The sequence below is a fragment of the Streptomyces sp. NPDC008125 genome, from assembly GCF_042957125.1.
In the GTDB taxonomy this organism is placed as follows: Bacteria; Actinomycetota; Actinomycetes; order Streptomycetales; family Streptomycetaceae; genus Streptomyces.
In genome coordinates this window covers 36,475-54,429 of the sequence record NZ_JBIBHR010000019.1, presented here as the reverse complement: position 1 = coordinate 54,429, position 17,955 = coordinate 36,475, and the positions used below count along the sequence as shown (strand labels likewise).

At 73.3% G+C, this 17,955-nt stretch carries 14 protein-coding genes; 6 read left to right on the top strand and 8 right to left on the bottom strand.

The window, feature by feature from the left end; all coding sequences use genetic code 11:
• Positions 1 to 29 precede the first annotated feature (29 nt).
• From ACFZAX_RS27825 to ACFZAX_RS27815, 3 genes are all read right to left on the bottom strand, one after another.
• Positions 30 to 1,409 (bottom strand): NtaA/DmoA family FMN-dependent monooxygenase, encoded by a 1,380-nt coding sequence (locus tag ACFZAX_RS27825; RefSeq protein ID WP_390965023.1) that lies wholly within the window; start codon positions 1,407 to 1,409, stop codon positions 30 to 32.
• Between the two features lie 2 nt (positions 1,410 to 1,411).
• Entirely contained in the window at positions 1,412 to 2,530 is a 1,119-nt protein-coding gene (locus ACFZAX_RS27820) for an LLM class flavin-dependent oxidoreductase (protein WP_390965022.1), read from the bottom strand.
• A gap of 188 nt (positions 2,531 to 2,718) precedes the next feature.
• On the bottom strand, positions 2,719 to 3,345 hold the full coding sequence (locus tag ACFZAX_RS27815) for a TetR family transcriptional regulator (RefSeq protein ID WP_390965021.1): 627 nt from the start codon (positions 3,343 to 3,345) through the stop codon (positions 2,719 to 2,721).
• Between the two features lie 187 nt (positions 3,346 to 3,532).
• Between ACFZAX_RS27815 and ACFZAX_RS27810 the strand changes: the two genes are divergently transcribed.
• Complete coding sequence (locus ACFZAX_RS27810) at positions 3,533 to 5,080, top strand: MFS transporter (RefSeq protein ID WP_390965020.1); 1,548 nt, start codon at positions 3,533 to 3,535, stop codon at positions 5,078 to 5,080.
• Positions 5,081 to 5,249: 169 nt separating this feature from the next.
• Here the strand turns inward: ACFZAX_RS27810 and ACFZAX_RS27805 are convergent, their stop codons facing one another.
• The 4 genes from ACFZAX_RS27805 to ACFZAX_RS27790 all read right to left on the bottom strand — a co-directional run bounded on the left by ACFZAX_RS27805 (position 5,250) and on the right by ACFZAX_RS27790 (position 10,555).
• On the bottom strand, positions 5,250 to 6,062 hold the full coding sequence (locus tag ACFZAX_RS27805) for a class II aldolase/adducin family protein (RefSeq protein WP_390965019.1): 813 nt from the start codon (positions 6,060 to 6,062) through the stop codon (positions 5,250 to 5,252).
• 163 nt (positions 6,063 to 6,225) lie between these two features.
• On the bottom strand, positions 6,226 to 7,761 hold the full coding sequence (locus tag ACFZAX_RS27800; protein ID WP_390965018.1) for an FAD/NAD(P)-binding protein: 1,536 nt from the start codon (positions 7,759 to 7,761) through the stop codon (positions 6,226 to 6,228).
• A 278-nt stretch (positions 7,762 to 8,039) separates the two neighbouring features.
• Positions 8,040 to 9,029 carry a helix-turn-helix domain-containing protein gene (locus ACFZAX_RS27795; RefSeq protein WP_390965016.1) on the bottom strand — a complete coding sequence of 330 codons (990 nt, stop codon included), beginning with the start codon at positions 9,027 to 9,029 and terminating at the stop codon, positions 8,040 to 8,042.
• Positions 9,030 to 9,892: 863 nt separating this feature from the next.
• Positions 9,893 to 10,555, bottom strand: coding sequence for an SDR family NAD(P)-dependent oxidoreductase (locus tag ACFZAX_RS27790; protein ID WP_390965015.1), 663 nt, complete (start codon positions 10,553 to 10,555; stop codon positions 9,893 to 9,895).
• Between the two features lie 965 nt (positions 10,556 to 11,520).
• On the opposite strand from ACFZAX_RS27790, the gene ACFZAX_RS27785 reads away from it, so the two are divergent.
• From ACFZAX_RS27785 to ACFZAX_RS27770, 4 genes are all read left to right on the top strand, one after another.
• Positions 11,521 to 13,539, top strand: coding sequence for an NAD-binding lipoprotein (locus ACFZAX_RS27785; protein WP_390965014.1), 2,019 nt, complete (start codon positions 11,521 to 11,523; stop codon positions 13,537 to 13,539).
• Positions 13,540 to 13,548: 9 nt separating this feature from the next.
• The gene (locus tag ACFZAX_RS27780; protein ID WP_390965013.1) at positions 13,549 to 14,271 is read left to right on the top strand and encodes a TetR family transcriptional regulator; all 723 of its coding nucleotides are present in this window, start codon (positions 13,549 to 13,551) and stop codon (positions 14,269 to 14,271) included.
• Positions 14,272 to 14,522: 251 nt separating this feature from the next.
• Positions 14,523 to 14,690, top strand: a complete 168-nt coding sequence (locus ACFZAX_RS27775; protein WP_390965012.1) for an SCO1431 family membrane protein — start codon at positions 14,523 to 14,525, stop codon at positions 14,688 to 14,690.
• Between the two features lie 292 nt (positions 14,691 to 14,982).
• Entirely contained in the window at positions 14,983 to 16,155 is a 1,173-nt protein-coding gene (locus ACFZAX_RS27770) for an acyl-CoA dehydrogenase family protein (RefSeq protein WP_390965011.1), read from the top strand.
• 481 nt (positions 16,156 to 16,636) lie between these two features.
• Here ACFZAX_RS27770 and ACFZAX_RS27765 read toward each other — a convergent pair whose 3' ends face one another.
• On the bottom strand, positions 16,637 to 17,032 hold the full coding sequence (locus ACFZAX_RS27765) for a hypothetical protein (protein WP_390965010.1): 396 nt from the start codon (positions 17,030 to 17,032) through the stop codon (positions 16,637 to 16,639).
• Positions 17,033 to 17,411: 379 nt separating this feature from the next.
• On the opposite strand from ACFZAX_RS27765, the gene ACFZAX_RS27760 reads away from it, so the two are divergent.
• On the top strand, positions 17,412 to 17,852 hold the full coding sequence (locus tag ACFZAX_RS27760; RefSeq protein ID WP_327174629.1) for an Lrp/AsnC family transcriptional regulator: 441 nt from the start codon (positions 17,412 to 17,414) through the stop codon (positions 17,850 to 17,852).
• The last annotated feature ends 103 nt before the right edge of the window (positions 17,853 to 17,955 follow it).

The following is a 17,955-nucleotide window of genomic DNA, read 5'->3' as shown; positions in this document are numbered from 1 at the left end:
GCCCCGATTCGGGGCCCGGGCCGGTGGCGTCAGCCCTCCCGCCGGGCCAGCCCGAGGTGCTCCCGCAGGGTGGTGCCCTCGTAGGCGGTCCGGTAGAGACCGCGTTCCTGGAGGGCGGGTACGAGCCGGTCCACCAGGTCGTCCACAGTTCCCGGGACGACCTGCGGCGTGATGTTGAAGCCGTCCACCACCCGTTCCCGCACGTAGTGGCCCCAGGTGTCGGCGATCTCGCCGGGAGTCCCGCAGAAGACGTCGTGCCCGGGGCCCACTTCCCGTACCAGCCCGCGGATGCTGAGACCGCGTTCCCCGGCCATCCGGCGCCATCGCGCGATGGTCTGCAGCTTGCCGGTGCGGTGGGCCACGGCGATGGTGCCGCGCGAGGGGTCGAGCTCCTGCTCCAGGGGCTCGATGTCGGGCAGCGGCCCGTCGGGGTCGTAACCGGACAGGTCCCGGCCCCACCACTGCTCCAGGAAGGCCAGGCAACGGGGGCCGTTGTACTCCTCGGCGCGCGTCCACTCGTACCGCTCCCGCGCCTCGGCCGCCGTGTCCCCGACCACGACCACCGCTCCCGGCATGACGCGCAGGGACTCCCGGTCGCGGCCGTACGCGGCCAGCCGCGTGGTGAGGTCGCGGGTGTAGGCAAGGGCTTTGTCGTACGTGGTGTTCGAGGTGAACACCACGTCGGCGTGGCGGGCCGCCAGGTCGCGGCCGCCGGGCGAGTCACCGGCCTGGAAGAGCACCGGCGCGTCCGGACCCGTGGGCAGGGTCGGCGCCGCCGCCATCCGGACCAGGGGCGTGTCGGCCCGGACCGTTCCGATCGCGCTGGGGCGGGCCCAGGACGGGGCCTTCGCGTCGTCGGCCACGGCGTCCTCGGGCCAGGCCGACCAGAGGCCCCTCGCCGCGCGCACGAACTGCTCGGCCCGGTCGTAGCGGTCCTCGTGCGCGAGCCAGCCGCCGTGCCGGAAGTTCTCGCCGGTCCAGGCGTTGTCCGTGGTGACGATGTTCCAGCCGGCCCGGCCCCCGGAGAGCAGGTGGAGCGAGGCCAGCCTGCGGGACAGGTCGGCGGGCTGGTTGTAGGTGGTGTTCTGGGTGGCGACCAGGCCGATCCGGTCGGTGGCCCCGGCCAGCGCGGAGAGCAGGGTGATGGCGTCGGGCCGCCCGGCCACGTCGGTCTCCAGGACGCGCCCGCGCTTCTCGCGCACGCGCAGCCCCTCGCCGAGGAAGTACGCGTCGAACAGGCCGCGTTCCAGGGTCCGCGCCACCCTCAGGAAGGTGTCGCGGTGGTGATGGGGCGCCGAATCGGGTGCCGACCACAGCAGTTGCGGGCCCACTCCGGTGTGGAACAGCCCCAGGTGCACCTGGGCGGCGGGGTCGTATCCCAGTCCGGAGGGCGGGAACTCGGTTTCCATGGTCACCTCGACGGAGTGGGAGTGGTCCCGGCGGCGAACCGGTTGGCGGGCTTCGGCAGTCCGAGGGTGTCGCGCAGCCGCGCCCCGGGAACGGGCGGGCGGACGGCCCCGCGTGCGATCAGGGCCGGCAGTACCCCGGTGGCCAGTACGGGCAGGTCGACCGCGAGCACGGCCGGGTGCAGCCGTACACCGTCCACCGTGTGCGCCAGCGCCTCCAGGAGGTCTCTCAGGCCCTCGGCCGAACCGGTGTGGCGCAGCCGCCCGTCCCCGGGCCAGGGCGTGAAGGCGTCCAGCTCGCGCAGCCGCGCGTCCGCCGGCCGCTCCGGCGTGTCCAGGACCACGTCGACGTCGGCGAAGACCAGGGGAGCGCCCTCCCGGCGGGCCCGGCCGGCCCGCTCCTCCAGGGCCGCGCGCCCGTCCGCGGCGACGAACGCGATGTCCAGCAGGCCGGTGACCCCCAAGGTGTCCGCACCGGCCACCACGAGCTGGCCCTGCGGAGGGCGGGGGGTGATCAGCGGACCGACGACCGAGAAGAACTCGCCCCGGAAGCCGACGCGGTGCACCCGGTCGGCGTCCAGGTAGCGGGCCGAGTCGCGGTCGGCGATGACGGCGTCGTCCTCCCAGGAGTCCCAGAGCAGCCGGGCGGCCGTGATGACCTCAGCCGTCTCCCGCCGGGTCTCCTCGGCCGTGCGGGGCGGGGCGCCCACGGTGGCGAGCGCGCGCGGGTGGTCGGTCGCGCCGACCACCCAGCCGCCGCGGCCCAGCGAGAGGTGGTCGAGCCCGGCCAGCTGGGTGGCGAGGTGGAACGGCTCAGTGGTGGTGACGTGCAGCGTGGGGGCGAGCCCGACGGCGCCGGTCCGGGTGGAGAGGAAGGCCGCGCGCACACCGGCCTCGATCCGCCCGGCGGCGTCCGGCGACGGGTACGGCGCGAGCGGGCCGTCGTCGAAGGTGACGAGGGCGAAACCGGCCGACTCCGCGAGCCGGACGTCGCCGGTCAGGGTGGCGGGCGAGAGGACGGCGGACGGCGCGCCGGGAGCGGCACGCCAGGCGGCGGGATGCGCCCCGTCGCCGTCCGCTTCGAGGGCCAGGTGGAGCGAGGGCGGGGGGAGAGACGGAACCACGGTGCCTCCACGGGGTGTCGTGGTCAGCGCGCTGCCCGGACGGGCGCGCGAGTGCCGTCCGGACGAACCGGGGCGGCAGCGAGGTTGTTCCGCGTACCGCAGCCGTCTCACACTGCGATACGTGTCGCCCCGTTCGCGTCGACCCGCCTTGTGGGAGCGCCCGGTTCACCTCGCGAGGGGGGCGTGGGTCACCTTCCGGCGGTCGCCCCCGCCGGCGCCGGGACGAAGTCCCAGGTGGCCATCGCCATGTCCACCAGGACGTGCAGCTGGGCGCCCTCCGCGCCGTCCCGGGCCTGCACGGAGACGCCGTTGAGAAAGGTGGTGTAGAAGGCGGCGGTCCGGTCGGTGTCGGCGCCGGACGGGAGTTCGCCGGCCGCCACCGCCGCGTCGAGCCGTTCCTTGAGGACGGACTTGGTGCGGGCGCGGCAACGCAGTGCGAAGTCGCGGACGGACTCGTGGTCGTCGGTGCAGTGGGTGGCGGCCTGGACGATCATGCAGCCGCGCGGTTTGCCCTCGGCGGTGAACTGGTCGACGCTGCGGTGCAGCAGCGCGGCCACCGCCTCACGGGCGGTCGGCGCCGCTTCCATGGCGTTGCGCGCGCTCTGTGCCTCGGTGCGCTCGTACAGGCCGATGGCTTCCCGGAAGAGCTGTTCCTTGTTGGTGAACGCCGCATACAGGCTCGGTGGGTTGATACCCATGGCGGCGCTGAGCTCGCTGGTCGAGGCGGTCTCGTAGCCACGCTCCCAGAACAGCAGCATGGCGGTGTACAGAGCCGCTTCGCGATCGAACGAACGGGGACGTCCGAGCCGTGCCACAGGACCTCCTTGACGGCTGGTCAGCCGGTCGATAGCTTTATGTAGAGGTTAGTACAGAAGTTGGATGTGTGCTGCCCGGGGCATCCGTGCGCCGTCGGAACGACGCGCCCCCTTTGCGTGTGCGGCGCCCGCTCCGACCGGCGCGCACGGCACCCCCGATCGACCATCATGACAAGGAGAGTTGTTCATGGCTATCCCGGACGAGACCTCGGCCAACGGGACATTACGGGCGACGGGGGAGGAGACCGTCCGCTGGGGGCTCCGGGCCTGGCTGATGCTCATCGTCGTCTGCGGAGCCTTCTCCCTCGACGCGCTCGACAACATCATGGTCGGTATCGCCACTCCGCAGATCAAGGCGGAGTTCGACATGAGCACCTCCGCGGCCCAGTGGGTGGTCAGCGCCTACGTCCTCGGATTCGGCGGGTTCCTGCTGCTCGGCGGCCGGATGTCGGACCTCCTCGGCAGGCGGCGGGTCTTTCTCGTCGGACTCGTCGTGCTCATCGTCGGCTCCCTCGCGGGCGGCACCGCGACCGACGGCATCGTCGTCGTCATCGGACGCCTCGTGATGGGCGTCGGCGCCGCCCTCACCGCGCCGTCGGCCCTCTCCATCGTGGTCGGCAACTTCCCGGAAGGCCCGCAGCGCAACCGGGCCCTGGGCATCTACACGGCCTGCGGCGCCGTCGGGTACTCCATCGGCGTGGTGGTCGGTGGCTCGCTGACCCAGGTCAGCTGGCGGTGGACGTTCATCCTCTCCGTACCGGTGGCCCTCGCCGCACTGATCGGTGCCCTCATCCTGGTCCCCAAGGACGCCCCGCACGACGGATCCAAGCGCCACTACGACGCCGCGGGCGCCGTCACGGTCACCGCCGCCATGCTGCTGCTCGTCTACACGATCGTGCGCGCACCCGAGACCGGCTGGCTGTCCGGTGCCGCGCTGGGCGGATTCGCCGCGGCGGCCCTGCTGCTCGCCGCGTTCGCCGTCATCGAGACCCGGTCCCCCCAGCCGCTGCTCCGGCTGGGTCTGCTGCGGAACCCCTCCCTCGTGGGGGCCAGCCTCATCGCCGCGGCCATTCTCGGCACCTACATGAGCTACCAGTTCGTCGGCAGCCTCTACCTCCAGTCCTACCGGGGCTGGTCGCCGCTGGAGATGGCCTTCGCCTTCCTGCCGGTCGGCCTGATGATCCTCACCTTCGCGCCGCGCGCCGGCCAATGGCTCGGCCGCCTCGGTATCCGCCTGATGATCTTCGGTGGAATGCTCGCCTACGCCGTGGCCTTCGCGCTCTTCCTGCGGGTCGGCGCCGACTCCTCCTACTGGTACGTGGTGCTGCCCAGCATGGTGCTGATCGGTGTGGGCTTCCCGTTCGCCTTCACCGCAGCCAACGTCCAGGCGACCGCGGGCGTCGCGGAATCCGAACAGGGCCTGGCCGCGGGAATCCTGCAGACCGGCTACCAGGTGGGCGCCGCGGTGGTGCTCGCCGTGGTGACCGTACGCATGGGGGACGACGGGACCGGATCGGCCCGCGCCCGCGAACTCACCGGATACCACCAGGGGACCTGGGTGATCCTCGTCATCGCCGCCCTCTCCGCCCTCGCCGTCGTCGCCGCTGCCGCCTACGGGCGGCTGCGCCGCCGGGACGCCGGCCCGGTCGCCGCTTCCGGCGAAGCCTCCGCCGTCGCTCCCGGCGGCACTCCGGCCGCGGCCGAGGAGTCACCCGCGGGAACACACGTCAGCTGAAAGGCTTCTGGCCAACCCCCGTCCTCTTCGCCGCTGTTCGGGGAAGGGGGCGGGGGATCGGCGTGTCCGGGACCCGGTGGTGCCGGAGGAGTCCGGTACGCCGGGAACGCCAGGAGGCCGCCCCCGCGGGGGCGGCCTCGGCATCGCGGCGCCCGGCGGGGCGCAGGTGCTACTCCTCCAGCAGGTCGGGCTGCTCGTGGGTGATCTCGTCCCACAGCAACTGGAAGCTGAACCAGCCCAGTTGACGGTCACCGAATCCGTCGCGCGCGGCCAGCGCCTGCTTGTGGCCCAGCGGCTTCGGCGTGCCGGCGGCAGCGGCCAGCAACTGCACCTGCGCCGCGCTCTCGTAGGTGAAGAACCAGTGCACCGCCTCGTCCAGCGAGCCTCCGACGGTGATCAGTCCGTGGTGGCGCAGGAGAATGGCACGCTTGTCGCCCAGTCGCGCGGCGATGTCCTCGCCCTGGGCGATGTCGATCGAGGGCCCCTCGTACTCCTCGTACAGAACCTGGTCCTGGTAGAAGGCCGCGGACTCCTGGTCCAGGGGCTCCAGCAGGCGGCCCAGGGCTCCCAGCGCCCGGGAGTGCGGAGTGTGGCCGTGAGCCGCGGCGGTGGCGTCCGGGTTGGCGCGGTGGATGGCCGAATGGATCACGAAGGCACTCGGATTGACCCGGTGCCGCCCGCTGACCACCTGGCCGGTGCCGTCGACCAGGATCAGGTCGCGGACCTTCACCCGGCTGAACGCGACACCGAAAGGGTTCACCCAGAACCGGTCCGGATCCTCCGGGTCGCGCACGGAGATGTGCCCGGAAATGCCCTCGCCGTAGCCGTACTTGCCGAACAGCCGCAGGGCGGCCGCGAGGCGCTGCTTGCGGTGCCTGCGCTCGTCGTCGACGGACGCGAAGACGGGTTCGGTCGGCAGCGGCAGCCCGGTGTGGGTGTCCGCCAGATAGCCGGCCCGTTCCTGTGTCACGCTCTCGGTCATGCGTACTGCTCCTTGGGATGCGGGATGCGGGATGCGGGATGCGGGATGTGCGGATGCCGGATGCGCGGACGCGCCGATGCGGGAGTGATGACGGCGAGGCGTGTCCGGGACCTGGCGGGCGGCGCGCGGGCGCCGCGCCGGGCGGGCACGGTACGGCCGCCGGTCACACGGCCGGAACGGAGCCGGTACGCCGCCCGGCGGCCGGGTCCTCCTGCCGGAGGACGGCGCCCGCTATGTCGACCGCGCGGTCGACCAGGGAGGGCACCCCGAACGTGAAGAACAGCGAGCCCGCGGCCAGATCGCCCAGGGCGTGGATGCGACGGCTCGGTACGCCGTCGGTGACCAGCCCGCTCGTGGCCCGGTCCACGTGGAGACCGCCACGCGGATGGGCGGTGGCCAGGCCGCGCCGGATCAGCGAGGAGACGAGCGGATCCGCCGCCGGAGGGACGCGGTGCGCCGGGGGGTTCACCGCGTTGACGACGACGTCCGCACGCCGCGTACCGCCGGTGGCGCACACGTCGAACCCCCCGCCGGGCCGGGCGGTGATCCGCTCCAGTCCGCCGGAGAACTCCAGCAGCCCCTTCTCCGCCCGCCCCAGCAGAATCTCGGCACTGGACGGCGGCATCGGGCAGCACAGGCTCATGATCGTGCGGTAGTGCCGGCGCAGCACGGCCACCCGGTCCGCTTCGGGCAGCAGGGTCCAGATGTCCGGGCCGGTGTCCGGCACGGCGCGCTGGAGGATACGCAGTCCGGGGTCGCGGTCGCGGACCGACCCGAGCTGTCTACGGAGCCGGTCGAGGGGTTTTTCGGCCGCCACCGCGCTGATCTCCCGGTCCACCGCGGCCATCGAGGAGCCGGCGTCGGTGAGTTCGGCCTCCATCAGCGCGACGGCCTGGCCGAGGGTGCAGGTCTCACCCCGGGCGGCCATCGAACGGAACCGCTCGGCCGTGAAGTGGCGCAGGGCGTGTTCCAGCGGCTGCTGCCGCACGCTGGGCAGCACGCCTCTTCTGGACGCCAGCACCACGGACCCCTGATGTCCGCCCGCCGCCAGCGACAGGACCACGTCGACGGCGGTCAGGCCACTGCCCACGACCACCACCCGGTCCTGGGCGCCGATGCCGTCGAGGCGCCGTGCCACCGGGTAGGGGTCGGCGACGAACCCGGGAGCACCCGCCAGCCCGTGCGGATCGGCCGGCACACCGGTCCCCACGCAGAGCACGGCGTGGGCCAGGGCGTACCGGTCGCCGGTGCTGGTCACGGCCGTCAACGTCCCGCCGTCCGGGACGAGATCGGTCACGGCCTCGCGCACCAGGCGGATCCGGCAGCCGCGGGAGGCGAGCCGCCCGAGCGCGCCGCGGGCCGACTGCTCCAGGTAGTCCCCGTAGAGGGAGCGCGGCGGAAAAGGGATGCCCGAGAGAGGGTCGGTGTGGTCGGTGGTGTCGCCGAGGACGGCCTGACGGGCGCTCAGCCAGCCGATGAAGTGCTCCGGGCCGTCCGCCCGGACCGTCATGTCCTCGGGCGGTGCGTTGACCCGCAGCGCGGAACTGTCGGGCTGGTAGGCACGTCCGCGCCACAGGTGCGGCGACGGGTCGAACACCGTGACCGCTTCCGGTGCTCTGGGGCCACGGCTCAGCGAGTCGAGGAGGCACACGGCGGACGCGCCGCCCCCGATGATCCCGATTCCGGGCGGAGTGGACATGGAGAGAACTCCGTTCGTCACAGTGCGTGAAGGGCATGGCGAGACGGATCGATGGCGAATCGAGCGGCAGCATTACGGGCGGTCGCGGCGATCACGGCGACCACCGGATAAGGGGAAACACCGGCACGGCAATTGCGGCGGGGAAATCCCTCTGCCGATCGGGAACAGTCTCGTACGGAGGAAAGGACGTTGCTGGCATGCGTACGCACGCGAACTGACGGGATGGCGCACATGGCCCAGGCGCTCGGCGCACGGCGCCACCCCACCCGTTCGCGCGGTCAGCCCGTCGGCTGCAAAGCCGTCTTGCGCCACTCCCTCGGCGTCACGCCATAGCGGTCCCGGAAGAGTCTGCTGAAGTGCGACGCGCCGTGCATGCCCCACCGTTGCGCGATGTTGGCCACGGTCAGGTGGGCGCTGCGGGGGTTGCGCAGCTCCTCGCGGCAGCGTTCCAGACGTTCGTTGCGGATCCACTGGGCCGGGCTGGTCCGCTCCTCCTGGAAGAGCAGCTGGAGGTAGCGGATGGACACGTGGTGCGCCCGGGCCAGCTGCTGCGGCGTCAGGTCCGGGTCGTCCAGCCGCGCTCTCGCATGTGCCTGCACGCGGTGCAGAAGGGCCCTGCGTGCCGCTGCGGGACCTCCGTCGGCATCGGCCAGCCGCTCCCCGCACACCGCACTGACCAGGCTGGCCACGCTGCTGCCCAACTGATCAGCAACCGGGTCGAGTTCGGTCATGTGGTGGGCTGTCGTGCGCAGCAGGCCGGCCAGCAGCGCCCCGGAGCCCTCCTGTCCGGACCAGACCGCCGGCCTCAGCATGTGCTCGCCGACCGAGGAGTGACCGAGCAGCCGGTGGTCGAACTTCACGGACATCATGTGGACGGGGTGCCTCATCCGGAGGGTGAACGGGCGCGCCGGATCGTACGAGAAGAGCCCGCCCCCGCGTGCCACCGCGCTGGTGCCTCCCTGCTCGACCCGCACCTCGCCGTCCAGGACGCAGGTCAGGGACAGCTCGCCGGAGACCACCCCGCCGGCCCGCGAAGCGGTCAGCTCGACCGCGTGCGGTTCCGCCCTCACCGAGGCGAGCTGAACCGCTCCGAACCGGCCGGAGGTGATCGTCCCGTCGAACCCGTCCGCACGCGACGGACGGACCTCCAACGGGCCGCAGGTGGTGGCGACCAGCTCGGCCCAACTGGGCGCGGGCCGCTCTCCTTCGGGTTCGAGCGTGCGCAGAATCCGTACCCGGCGGGGTGGTTTCGCACGGAGCGCACTCATATGGTGCCTCCCCGCGAAACGGCGAATCGCCGTCGGCGCCGGGCGCCGTTCTTCTGCGACGCGTCCGCCACCGCGTCGAGGCGGCACGCCGGCCGTCCGGACCGGCCGGCCGTGGCCGTCGCGGGAAAATTGTGCAGCGTTAAGGCAGTCATGGATTCAGCCCCGATTCACCGTGCTCCGACAGTCACTTCAGCCTGTAGAAAATCGCGGTGGAGGAGCAGAAGCGTTTCGGACATCATCGCCACGCAACAATGACACTCGGTGACCGTGCGCGGTCGCACCGGAAAGCCGCCCGGCCGGGGCAAGGGCGCAGCGAGTACGCCATGACCGGACGGTTCGGCCGGGCGCAGCAGGCAGCTGACGGTTCGTCACAATTGGCCTGGAGAACGGATTCACAAACAGTTCATGCTGATGTGACGGCCCCGCGCCCGGTCCGTCCGCTGGGCGGACGGCCGGACAGGTGGGCACGTCAGCGGCCCTTCCCCGGGGCCCGGGCGTGGGGATGTTGCGCGCGGACGAATGGCTCGTCACGCCAGAAGACGCTGCTTCACCCGGGGTGGCCCGGGAAAGACGCACTTTGGCCTCCGCGCGGTACGTCGGGCCGAAACGAGGCCCTTGACCCCGGCCGGAGAGGCACTCGCCCCGGCCCGGGGCGCGCCCGCGCACGCCGGTTCCCGCGAGCGGACGCCCCAAGGCCGTCCCGCACCTCCTGGCCGGTGCGCGACGCGCCGATCCCTTACGGGCGACGGGACATCTCCCGGGCGCGTACGGGGCCGGACCACCGCGTGCGCCCCCCGGCCACCGCGTGCGCTCCGGTTGCCGCGTGCGGGACGGGCCCGCACGCGGCCGGCGGCCGACTCCCGTCAGACGGCGGGCCGTACGCCGTGCACGACCTCGTGCTGCCAGCGCTCGCGCGGCTGGAGGTGCAGCCGCCAGTAGTGCTCGGCGATGTCGTCGGGGTCGTGGTCCGTGCCGGGGACGACCTGGTTGGGTACGGTCACCGACGCGACGTGGACTCCGGCGGGCCCGTAGGCGCCATCCAGCAGTTCGACGAGATTGCGTACCCCGAGCTTGCCGAGCGACAGGCTGATGCGGGTGGGATTGGCGCGGGGCATGCCGCCGGTGATGAGGATGGTCCCGCTGCCCCGGGCGACCATGCCGGGAGCCAGGTGCGCGGCTGCGGTCAGCGCGCCCACGACGTTCACCGCCCAGGCGTCGAGCTGTCCCTGGGCGTCGAGTTCCCCGGGCGCGTCCTGGCGGATCAACGCCGCGTTGTACACGAGGAGTTCGGTCGGACCGTTCTCGGCGGCAGCCGTGTCCAGGGCGTCCCGCAGCCCCGCCTCGTCCGTGCTGTCGGCGGTCAGCCCCAGCGCCTTTCGACCGCTCCGTTCGAGCCGGTCGGTGACCCCCCGGACGGTCTCACGGTTCCGCGCGACCACCGTCACGGACATACCCTCGCGGGCCAGCCGATCGGCCACCGAAGCCCCGATTCCGGGCCCCGCCCCGATCACCACTGCTGCCGACATCTCTGTCCCTTCGTTCGTCCGGCGGCCATTCCCGCACGCCGGTACGTCCGGACCGAACGCCCGCCGCCGGTACGCCATTCCCCCCGATGCGCCGGGAGTTGCGGAGTCCGACGCCGTCGGCCGGGGTGCACCGACCGGTGCACCGGATGTCCAACGGCTCAGGCCCGCCGACGTCACGGGGACCGGGGGCCCGATGCGGTCGTGCGGCACCTCGGTTCCGGCCGGCGGGGCGAACTCCGCCGTGTGCGCGCCCGCTTCTGCCCTGGAGACCTTTCGGGCACGCCGTACGGAGCACGAACTCCGTTGAGGTGTGCGCACGTTGCGGCCGGTTGCTGAAGGCCCCGTGGGGTGTGGCCCGACGGGGCCCACGCCCGCTCGCGTTCAAAGGGGGCGTTCGAGCAGCGGGTTGCCGTTCAGCGAGCCGGGCCCGAGCACCGAGCGCAGCGCGTCCCGGGTGGCGGCCGGGAATCCCGCGCGACCGAGGTCGTGGCCGGCCGCGTCCGGGCCCCGGGCGGCGTGCTCGCGCGCGGCGGCGCCGGGCCGGGTGCGGCCGGGCCGCTCGCCACGGTGCTCACCGGTCGTCAGGTGCGTGCCCAGTCGTGTGCCACCGGGAGGAGCGGGGGCGACCGGGCGGACCGGAAGCCGATGGGCCCCCGGACGGCCTGCGCCGTACGCGCGCCGCGGACCGGTCCCGGATCCGTGCGCGACCCCTGCTCCGTACGAGAACCCGCGCCGGCCCCGGAGGCCGGAGCCGTAGGACCCCGGACCTGACCCGGATACGACTCCGCGGACCGGATCGCCGCCCCGCCGGCCCGGGGAGCCCCGCTCGAAAGGGTGAACCTACCCCCGAATACGGCGTGTCCCAACAGTGCAGGCACCACGGTGCGGAAGGGGCGGGTGGTGCCGTCACCTCCGCGCCGGGCGCGGGCAGCGCGGGAGCGGGCATGGGCATGAGGGGAGTGACCGTGGAACCACTCAAGGGGAGGCCACCGGCGCCGCTGCGGGACCGGGCGCGCTACCGGTTCGACCGGACGCTGGCACGGTCCACCGGCACCCTGATGGGCTGGCTGGTCCTCATCTGCCTGGCCGTCGTGGTCCCGGTGAGCACGGTGCTGGTGTGGACCGACCCGGCCGCGCCCCGGACGCTGGCGGACCGGCTGACCGTGGTGTGGCGGACCAGCGCGGAGACGCTCCGCCTGGGCTCGGCCAACGGCGCCCCGCTCCGGCTGGCCCTTTCGGCTCTGCTCGGGCTGGTCGCCCTGCTCGGCGTGTCGACCCTGGTCGGGGTGGTCACCACCGGCCTCGCCGACCGCATGGCGGAGCTGAGCAGGGGCCGGTCGCGGGTCCTGGAGCACGGGCACGTCGTCGTACTCGGCTGGTCGGACCAGGCGACCACCGTGGTGAGCGAGCTGGTGGCGGCCCAGGCACCGCACCGGCCCCGGGCCGTCGTCCTGCTCGCCGACCGGGACAAGGCGGAGATGGAACGCGCGCTCGCCGCCCACCTCCCGCCGTCCGCCCGCGGACGGATCATCTGCCGCAGCGGCCCCGCGAGCGATCCCGACGTGCTCGCGCTCGTCAGCCCGCACACCGCGAGCACCGTACTGGTGCTGCCCTCGGGGGAAGCGGCGGCGGACGCCGAGGTGCTCCGGGTGCTGCTGTCGCTGCGCGCCGTACTCGGCGAGGGCACCGACGGGCCGCCGGTGCTCGCCGCGGTGCGCGACGACCGGTACCGCGCCCCCGCGCGGCTGGCCGCCGGCCCGCGCGGCACGGTCCTGGAGACCGACACCGTCACCGCCCGTCTGATCGCCCAGTGCGTCGGCAGGCCGGGGCTCTCCCTCGTACTCCGAGACCTCCTCGACTTCGCCGGCGACGAGTTCCACCTCGCCGACGCGACCGCCTTCCACGGGGACACCTTCGGCACGGCCCTGCTGGGCCACCCGGACTCCTGCGCGGTCGGTCTGCTCACGCCCGACGGCCGCACGCTGCTCAACCCGCCGGCCGGCACCCCGGTCGAGCCGGGCAGCCGTCTGATCGTGCTCGCCCTCGACGACGCCGGCACACGGGTGGAGGACTGCCGGCACCTGGTCGATCCCGCCGCGATCACCACGGACGACCCCCCGCCCGACGACCCGACCCGCCTGCTCGTGCTCGGCTGGAACCGGCGCGCCCCACTCGTCGTGGGCCAGCTGAGGGACACCGCCCGCCCCGGCTCCGTCGTGGACGTGATCACCGACAGCGCCGTCCCCGCTCCGAGGGAGCCCGGGAGCGGAGCACCCACGGCGACCGCGTCCACGAACGGCACCTCCGCGGGCGCGGCCGTGCGGTTCCGCTCCGCCGCACTGTCCCGGCCCGAGGCACTGCTCGGACTCGACCTCACCCCGTACGACGGACTGGTCGTCCTCGGACCGGATCCGGACGAGGGCCCCGACCGACCCGACGACTGGACCCTGGTCACCCTGCTGGCCCTGCGCCTGCTGGAGGAGCGCGCCGGGCGGGAACTGCGCGTCGTCACCGAGCTCACCGACGACCGCAACCGCCCGCTGGCCCCCGTCAACCACGGCTCCGACGTCATCGTCAGCGGCAAACTGACCGGACTGCTGATGGCCCAGATCACCCAGAACCGGCATCTGGCACCGGTGTTCGACGAACTGTTCTCCGGCGACGGCGCGAACGTCCTGCTCCGCCCCGCCGGCAGTTACGTCCGTACGGGCACCGAGGCCACCTTCGCCACCGTCGTCGCAGCCGCCCGCGACCGGGGCGACTGCGCGATCGGCTACCGCTGCCACGACCGGTCCGCCCCCGGCACGGACCACGGTGTCCGGCTCAATCCGCCCAAGGGCGAGCGGCGCGTGTGGAGCGCCGGGGACCAGGTGGTCGTGGTGGGGACGCTCCCGCGGAGCGCCGCCGCCCTGCCCGGACCGCCGTGCAGGGGCGCGTACCGGGACACGCACCGGGCCGGTCCCCTCGGCAAGGGCCGCCCTTAGACTTGCCGGGTGGACGGGTCTATGGGGTTGCGTGAGCGCAAGAAGCAGCGGACGCGGGAGACCATTTCCGAGGTCGCGATCGCGCTCTTCCTGGAGCACGGATTCGACCAGGTCTCCGTCGCCGACGTCGCCGCCGCCGCCGAGGTCTCCAAGCCGACGCTCTTCCGGTACTTCCCCACCAAGGAGGACCTGGTCGTCCAGCGGTTCGCCGACCACCAGGACGAGGCGGCCGAGGTGGTGCGGAACCGCCCGGCCGGAGTGAGCCCGCTCGACGCCCTGCACCGGCACTTCGTGGAGGGTCTGGAAGCCGGCGACCCCGTCACGGGACTCAGCGACCACGAGGCCGTTCTCGCCTTCCACCGCCTCCTCCACTCCACGCCCGGCCTCGTGGCGCGTTCCGCGCAGTACCTCGCCCGCGCCGAGGAGGAGCTGGCCCGCGCCCTCGCCGAAACCCTCGGCGCGGAGTCCCGGGAGGTCACGCCCCGGCTGCTGGCCGGTCAGCTGGTCGCCACCCAGCGCATCCTGGCCATGGCGAACTGGCAGCGGATCGTGGACGGCGGGTCGGCGCGGGACGTGCGTCCCGTAGCTCTCGCGGACGCCGACCACGCCTTCTCCCTCCTGAGCCGAGGACTCGCCACCCTCAAAGCCGCGCAGGAGACGGTGCGGCAGACGGAGCAGGGCACCGCGCACGCAGCGCCGGCCGGCAGCGCCGACGCTCCCCCCGCCGGCTGACGCCCGGGCGCCCGGCCGGCTCTTCCCGGACCGCGCCCACCGCGCGCACCGCCTGTGGCGTCGGGCACAGCCACCGTCCCGCACCGGGTGCTCCTCGGCGCACCGCCCCTTGTGCCCGCTGGTCCGTCCGTTCCCGGAGGCCGGTGCGCGTGGGGCACGGTGACGGGGATCTCCTTCCGCCGGGCGCCGACTCTCAGGCACTGTGGTGCGGTCGGGGGACACTCCACTGCCGTACGACCGAGCGAGATGCCATGACCGCGACCACCGCAGCCGCCGAACACCTCCGCCTCTCCCGCCGCGCGCGTCGCGCCCGTACCGGCGGTCCGGGGGAGAGGGGACCGAAGGTCCTGGAACACGTCCTCGGCTGGACCCTCGTCGTCGTCCTCGCCCTCCTCGTCACCCGGGCGGGACTCATGTGACGCGTCCGGACGGCCGACCGGGACGCGCGCACCGGGCCGGGTGCGGCGCGCACGGGCCGACGGGCGAACTCCCCTGACGGATGATCACGGCTCCCGCGACCCCGTGACGGCGGCGCCCCGATCGGGCATACTCGACGCGCCACAGCCGCTGACCGGCATCTTCCGCGATCCGGAGGGGCAGGATCGGCTGGGCACGCACCGCTTGTGCCGGGCCCCGCCCGGACCACTCGGCGACGCGGCCACCCACCCCGGGCCGTCCGCCGTCACGCCCGACAGGGAGGAGAGCGCCGTCATGCCCGACCGAGCCCCGCAGCAGGTGGAACGCCGTCTGCCCACCGAGGAGTCCCGGCAGCTGCTCACGCTGGTCCGCGACATCGTCGCCAACGAGATCGCGCCCCGGGCGGCAGACGAGGAGGAGTCGGGCCATTTCCCGCGCGAGCTCTTCTCGCTCCTGTCCGAATCGGGCCTGCTGGGCCTGCCGTACGACTCCGGCTTCGGCGGCGGCGATCAGCCCTACGAGGTCTACCTCCAGGTCCTGGAGGAACTGGCCGCCGCCCGGCTCACGGTGGGACTCGGCGTCAGCGTCCACTCGCTCGCCTGCCACGGGCTCGCCGGGTTCGGTACCGAGGAGCAGCAGAAGGCGCACCTGCCCGCGATGCTCTCCGGCGGGCTCCTGGGTGCCTACTGCCTCTCCGAGCCCGCGTCCGGCTCCGACGCCGCCTCGCTGCACACCAGGGCGGTGAAGGACGGCGACGACTGGGTCCTCACCGGCACCAAGGCGTGGATCACCCATGGCGGCATCGCCGACTTCTGCACGGTGCTGGCCCGCACCGGCGTCGACGGCCCCCGGGGCATCACCGCCTTCCTGGTTCCCGGTGACGCGGAGGGGCTGAACGCAGCCGCCCCCGAGCGGAAGATGGGCATGAAGGGATCGCCCACCGCCCAGCTGCACTTCGACGGCGTACGGGTCCCGGACGGCCGCCGGATCGGTGAGGAGGGCCAGGGCTTCGCCATCGCGCTCTCCGCGCTCGACTCCGGCCGCCTGGGCATCGCGGCCTGCGCGATCGGCGTCGCCCAGGCCGCGCTGGACGAGGCCGTCGGCTACGCCACGGACCGGCGGCAGTTCGGGCGTCCGATCGCGGACTTCCAGGGGCTGCGCTTCCTGCTCGCCGACATGGCCACCCAGATCGAGGCCGGCCGGGCGCTCTACCTGGAGGCCGCCCGGCTCCGCGACGCCGGACAGCCCTTCTCCCGGCAGGCCGCCATGGCGAAGCTGTTCTGCACGGACGCGGCCATGCGCGTCACCATCGACGCCGTGCAGGTACTGGGCGGCTACGGCTACACCCGTGACTTCCCCGTCGAACGACTCATGCGGGAGGCCAAGGTGCTCCAGATCGTGGAGGGCACCAACCAGATCCAGCGGATGGTCATCGCCCGCCACCTCGCCGGCCCCGAATCGCACTGATCCGCTGGGGCAGTCCCGACCACACCGGCGTGGTCACGATCCGGTTCCACTCCTGGTCGTGACCGCCCGGCAGGGTGCGCCCGGACCCCTCCCAGTCGCGAAGCAGCGCGACGTAGATGGGGGGATCGGAGGGAGGAGCGGCGGGCGGGGTCCTGGCTTCGGGCGGTAGGACCCCGCGACGCGTCCCCGCCGGGGGAGCGCCCACGCCGGGGCGCCCCGCGGCGACGCGGGGTTCCGGCTCCGGGCGCAGCGGTGCCGTGGGCCGGGTAACCGATTCTTCGGATGGCGGTGCGACGAGACGGCGACGACCGGGGCCCGCCGCGGTGTCCGGGATGGTCATACCGGACCAACGTTCCGGGCGACGCCGGGTCACCGTACGAAAGATGCGCGCGGGTGTTCGGGCCGGTTCAGGGGCCGGTACCCGCACCACGCCGACGGCGCCGTCGCGGTGCGCGGGTACGGGATCGGCGGGCTCGGTGACTCAGGCGGCGCGGCGCATCTGCGGCATGCGCATCGGGCGCGAGCCGGGTCCCCCGGCGTGCGAGAACGGCTGCATGCGCCAGTCGAGCCCCTGGGGGAGCGTCAGCAGCAGCGCGGTCTCCTGCTCCTGCACCTCCAGCGTCTCGTCGGCGGGCTCGGCCTCGGCCGCGTCGCGGCCCGTGCCGGCGCAGACGGTGAGCACGAACGGGTTCCAAGGGGTCGGGCAGAGTGCGTGCTCGGGGAACACGTCCTCGTCGGCCAGGAGCGCGATCGGCTGCTCGCAGTCCGGGCAGAAGACCCGGTACATCTCAAAGGTGTCGTACGCGTCGGACACTCTGTCCTCGTCCGTATCGACGGGCTCCGGTTCGCTGTGACCGGTGAGCTTCAGGCTCTGCATGGGAAGTCCCCCCTCAGTGGGCCGGTGAGGCACTGTGGCCCCGACCACAGCAAGCACTTCCCTCCGCGACTCCGCTGTAACCACCGGCGGGGGCGGCAACAGGCGGTAAACATGTGGCCTTGGTCACACGGGGTCCGCAAGGGTCCTTCCGGCCTACTCGGGACCGCCCTCCCCGAGCGGCCGGTGCCGTGTCCGCAAAGTCACGTCCGGCCCGCGGAACTTGGCGCGCCCGGGCATCGATTCGCCGTACATGTCTGCACATGTCCGGCGCGTGAACGATCCTTCGCCCCGCACCCGTGCGCACCGGGCACCCCGCTCCGGTCCCGGCGGGCGTGTCGCGGGACTTTGCGGACAGGACCCTGGGCAATAGGTTGACCGCATGGAGGAGCTGGACCGTCAGATCGTGGAGTTGCTCGTCAAGGACGGGCGGATGAGCTACACCGACCTGGGCAAGGCCACGGGCCTGTCCACATCGGCCGTTCATCAGCGTGTCCGCAGGCTGGAGCAGCGCGGGGTGATCCGGGGCTACGCCGCGGTCGTCGACCCCGAGGCCGTCGGCCTGCCCCTCACCGCGTTCATCTCGGTCAAACCGTTCGACCCCAGCGCCCCGGACGACATCGCCGAGCGGCTCACCGGCGTGCCCGAACTGGAGGCCTGCCACAGCGTCGCCGGGGACGAGAACTACATCCTCAAGGTGCGGGTCGCCACGCCGCTGGAGCTGGAGCACCTGCTCACCCGCATCCGTTCGCTGGCCGGGGTCTCCACCCGCACCACCGTGGTCCTGTCCACCCCGTACGAGGCGCGGCCCCCGCGCATCTGAGCGCTCCGCCCGTGCGAGGCCCGGCCCCGCCCGTCCGGCCGGTCCGCGCCGGCCGCACGCAGGCCCGCGCCGACTCCTTCGGCGCGCCCGTTCACGGGAGGGG

Bases quoted from the DNA above. Each gene is read 5' to 3' on its own strand.
- ACFZAX_RS27825 (WP_390965023.1), bottom strand. From the start codon at position 1,409: ATGGAAACCGAGTTCCCGCCCTCCGGACTGGGATACGACCCCGCCGCC.
- ACFZAX_RS27810 (WP_390965020.1), top strand. From the start codon at position 3,533: ATGGCTATCCCGGACGAGACCTCGGCCAACGGGACATTACGGGCGACG.
- ACFZAX_RS27805 (WP_390965019.1), bottom strand. From the start codon at position 6,062: ATGACCGAGAGCGTGACACAGGAACGGGCCGGCTATCTGGCGGACACC.
- ACFZAX_RS27800 (WP_390965018.1), bottom strand. From the start codon at position 7,761: ATGTCCACTCCGCCCGGAATCGGGATCATCGGGGGCGGCGCGTCCGCC.
- ACFZAX_RS27795 (WP_390965016.1), bottom strand. From the start codon at position 9,029: ATGAGTGCGCTCCGTGCGAAACCACCCCGCCGGGTACGGATTCTGCGC.
- ACFZAX_RS27790 (WP_390965015.1), bottom strand. From the start codon at position 10,555: ATGTCGGCAGCAGTGGTGATCGGGGCGGGGCCCGGAATCGGGGCTTCG.
- ACFZAX_RS27775 (WP_390965012.1), top strand. From the start codon at position 14,523: ATGACCGCGACCACCGCAGCCGCCGAACACCTCCGCCTCTCCCGCCGC.
- ACFZAX_RS27770 (WP_390965011.1), top strand. From the start codon at position 14,983: ATGCCCGACCGAGCCCCGCAGCAGGTGGAACGCCGTCTGCCCACCGAG.
- ACFZAX_RS27765 (WP_390965010.1), bottom strand. From the start codon at position 17,032: ATGCAGAGCCTGAAGCTCACCGGTCACAGCGAACCGGAGCCCGTCGAT.
- ACFZAX_RS27760 (WP_327174629.1), top strand. From the start codon at position 17,412: ATGGAGGAGCTGGACCGTCAGATCGTGGAGTTGCTCGTCAAGGACGGG.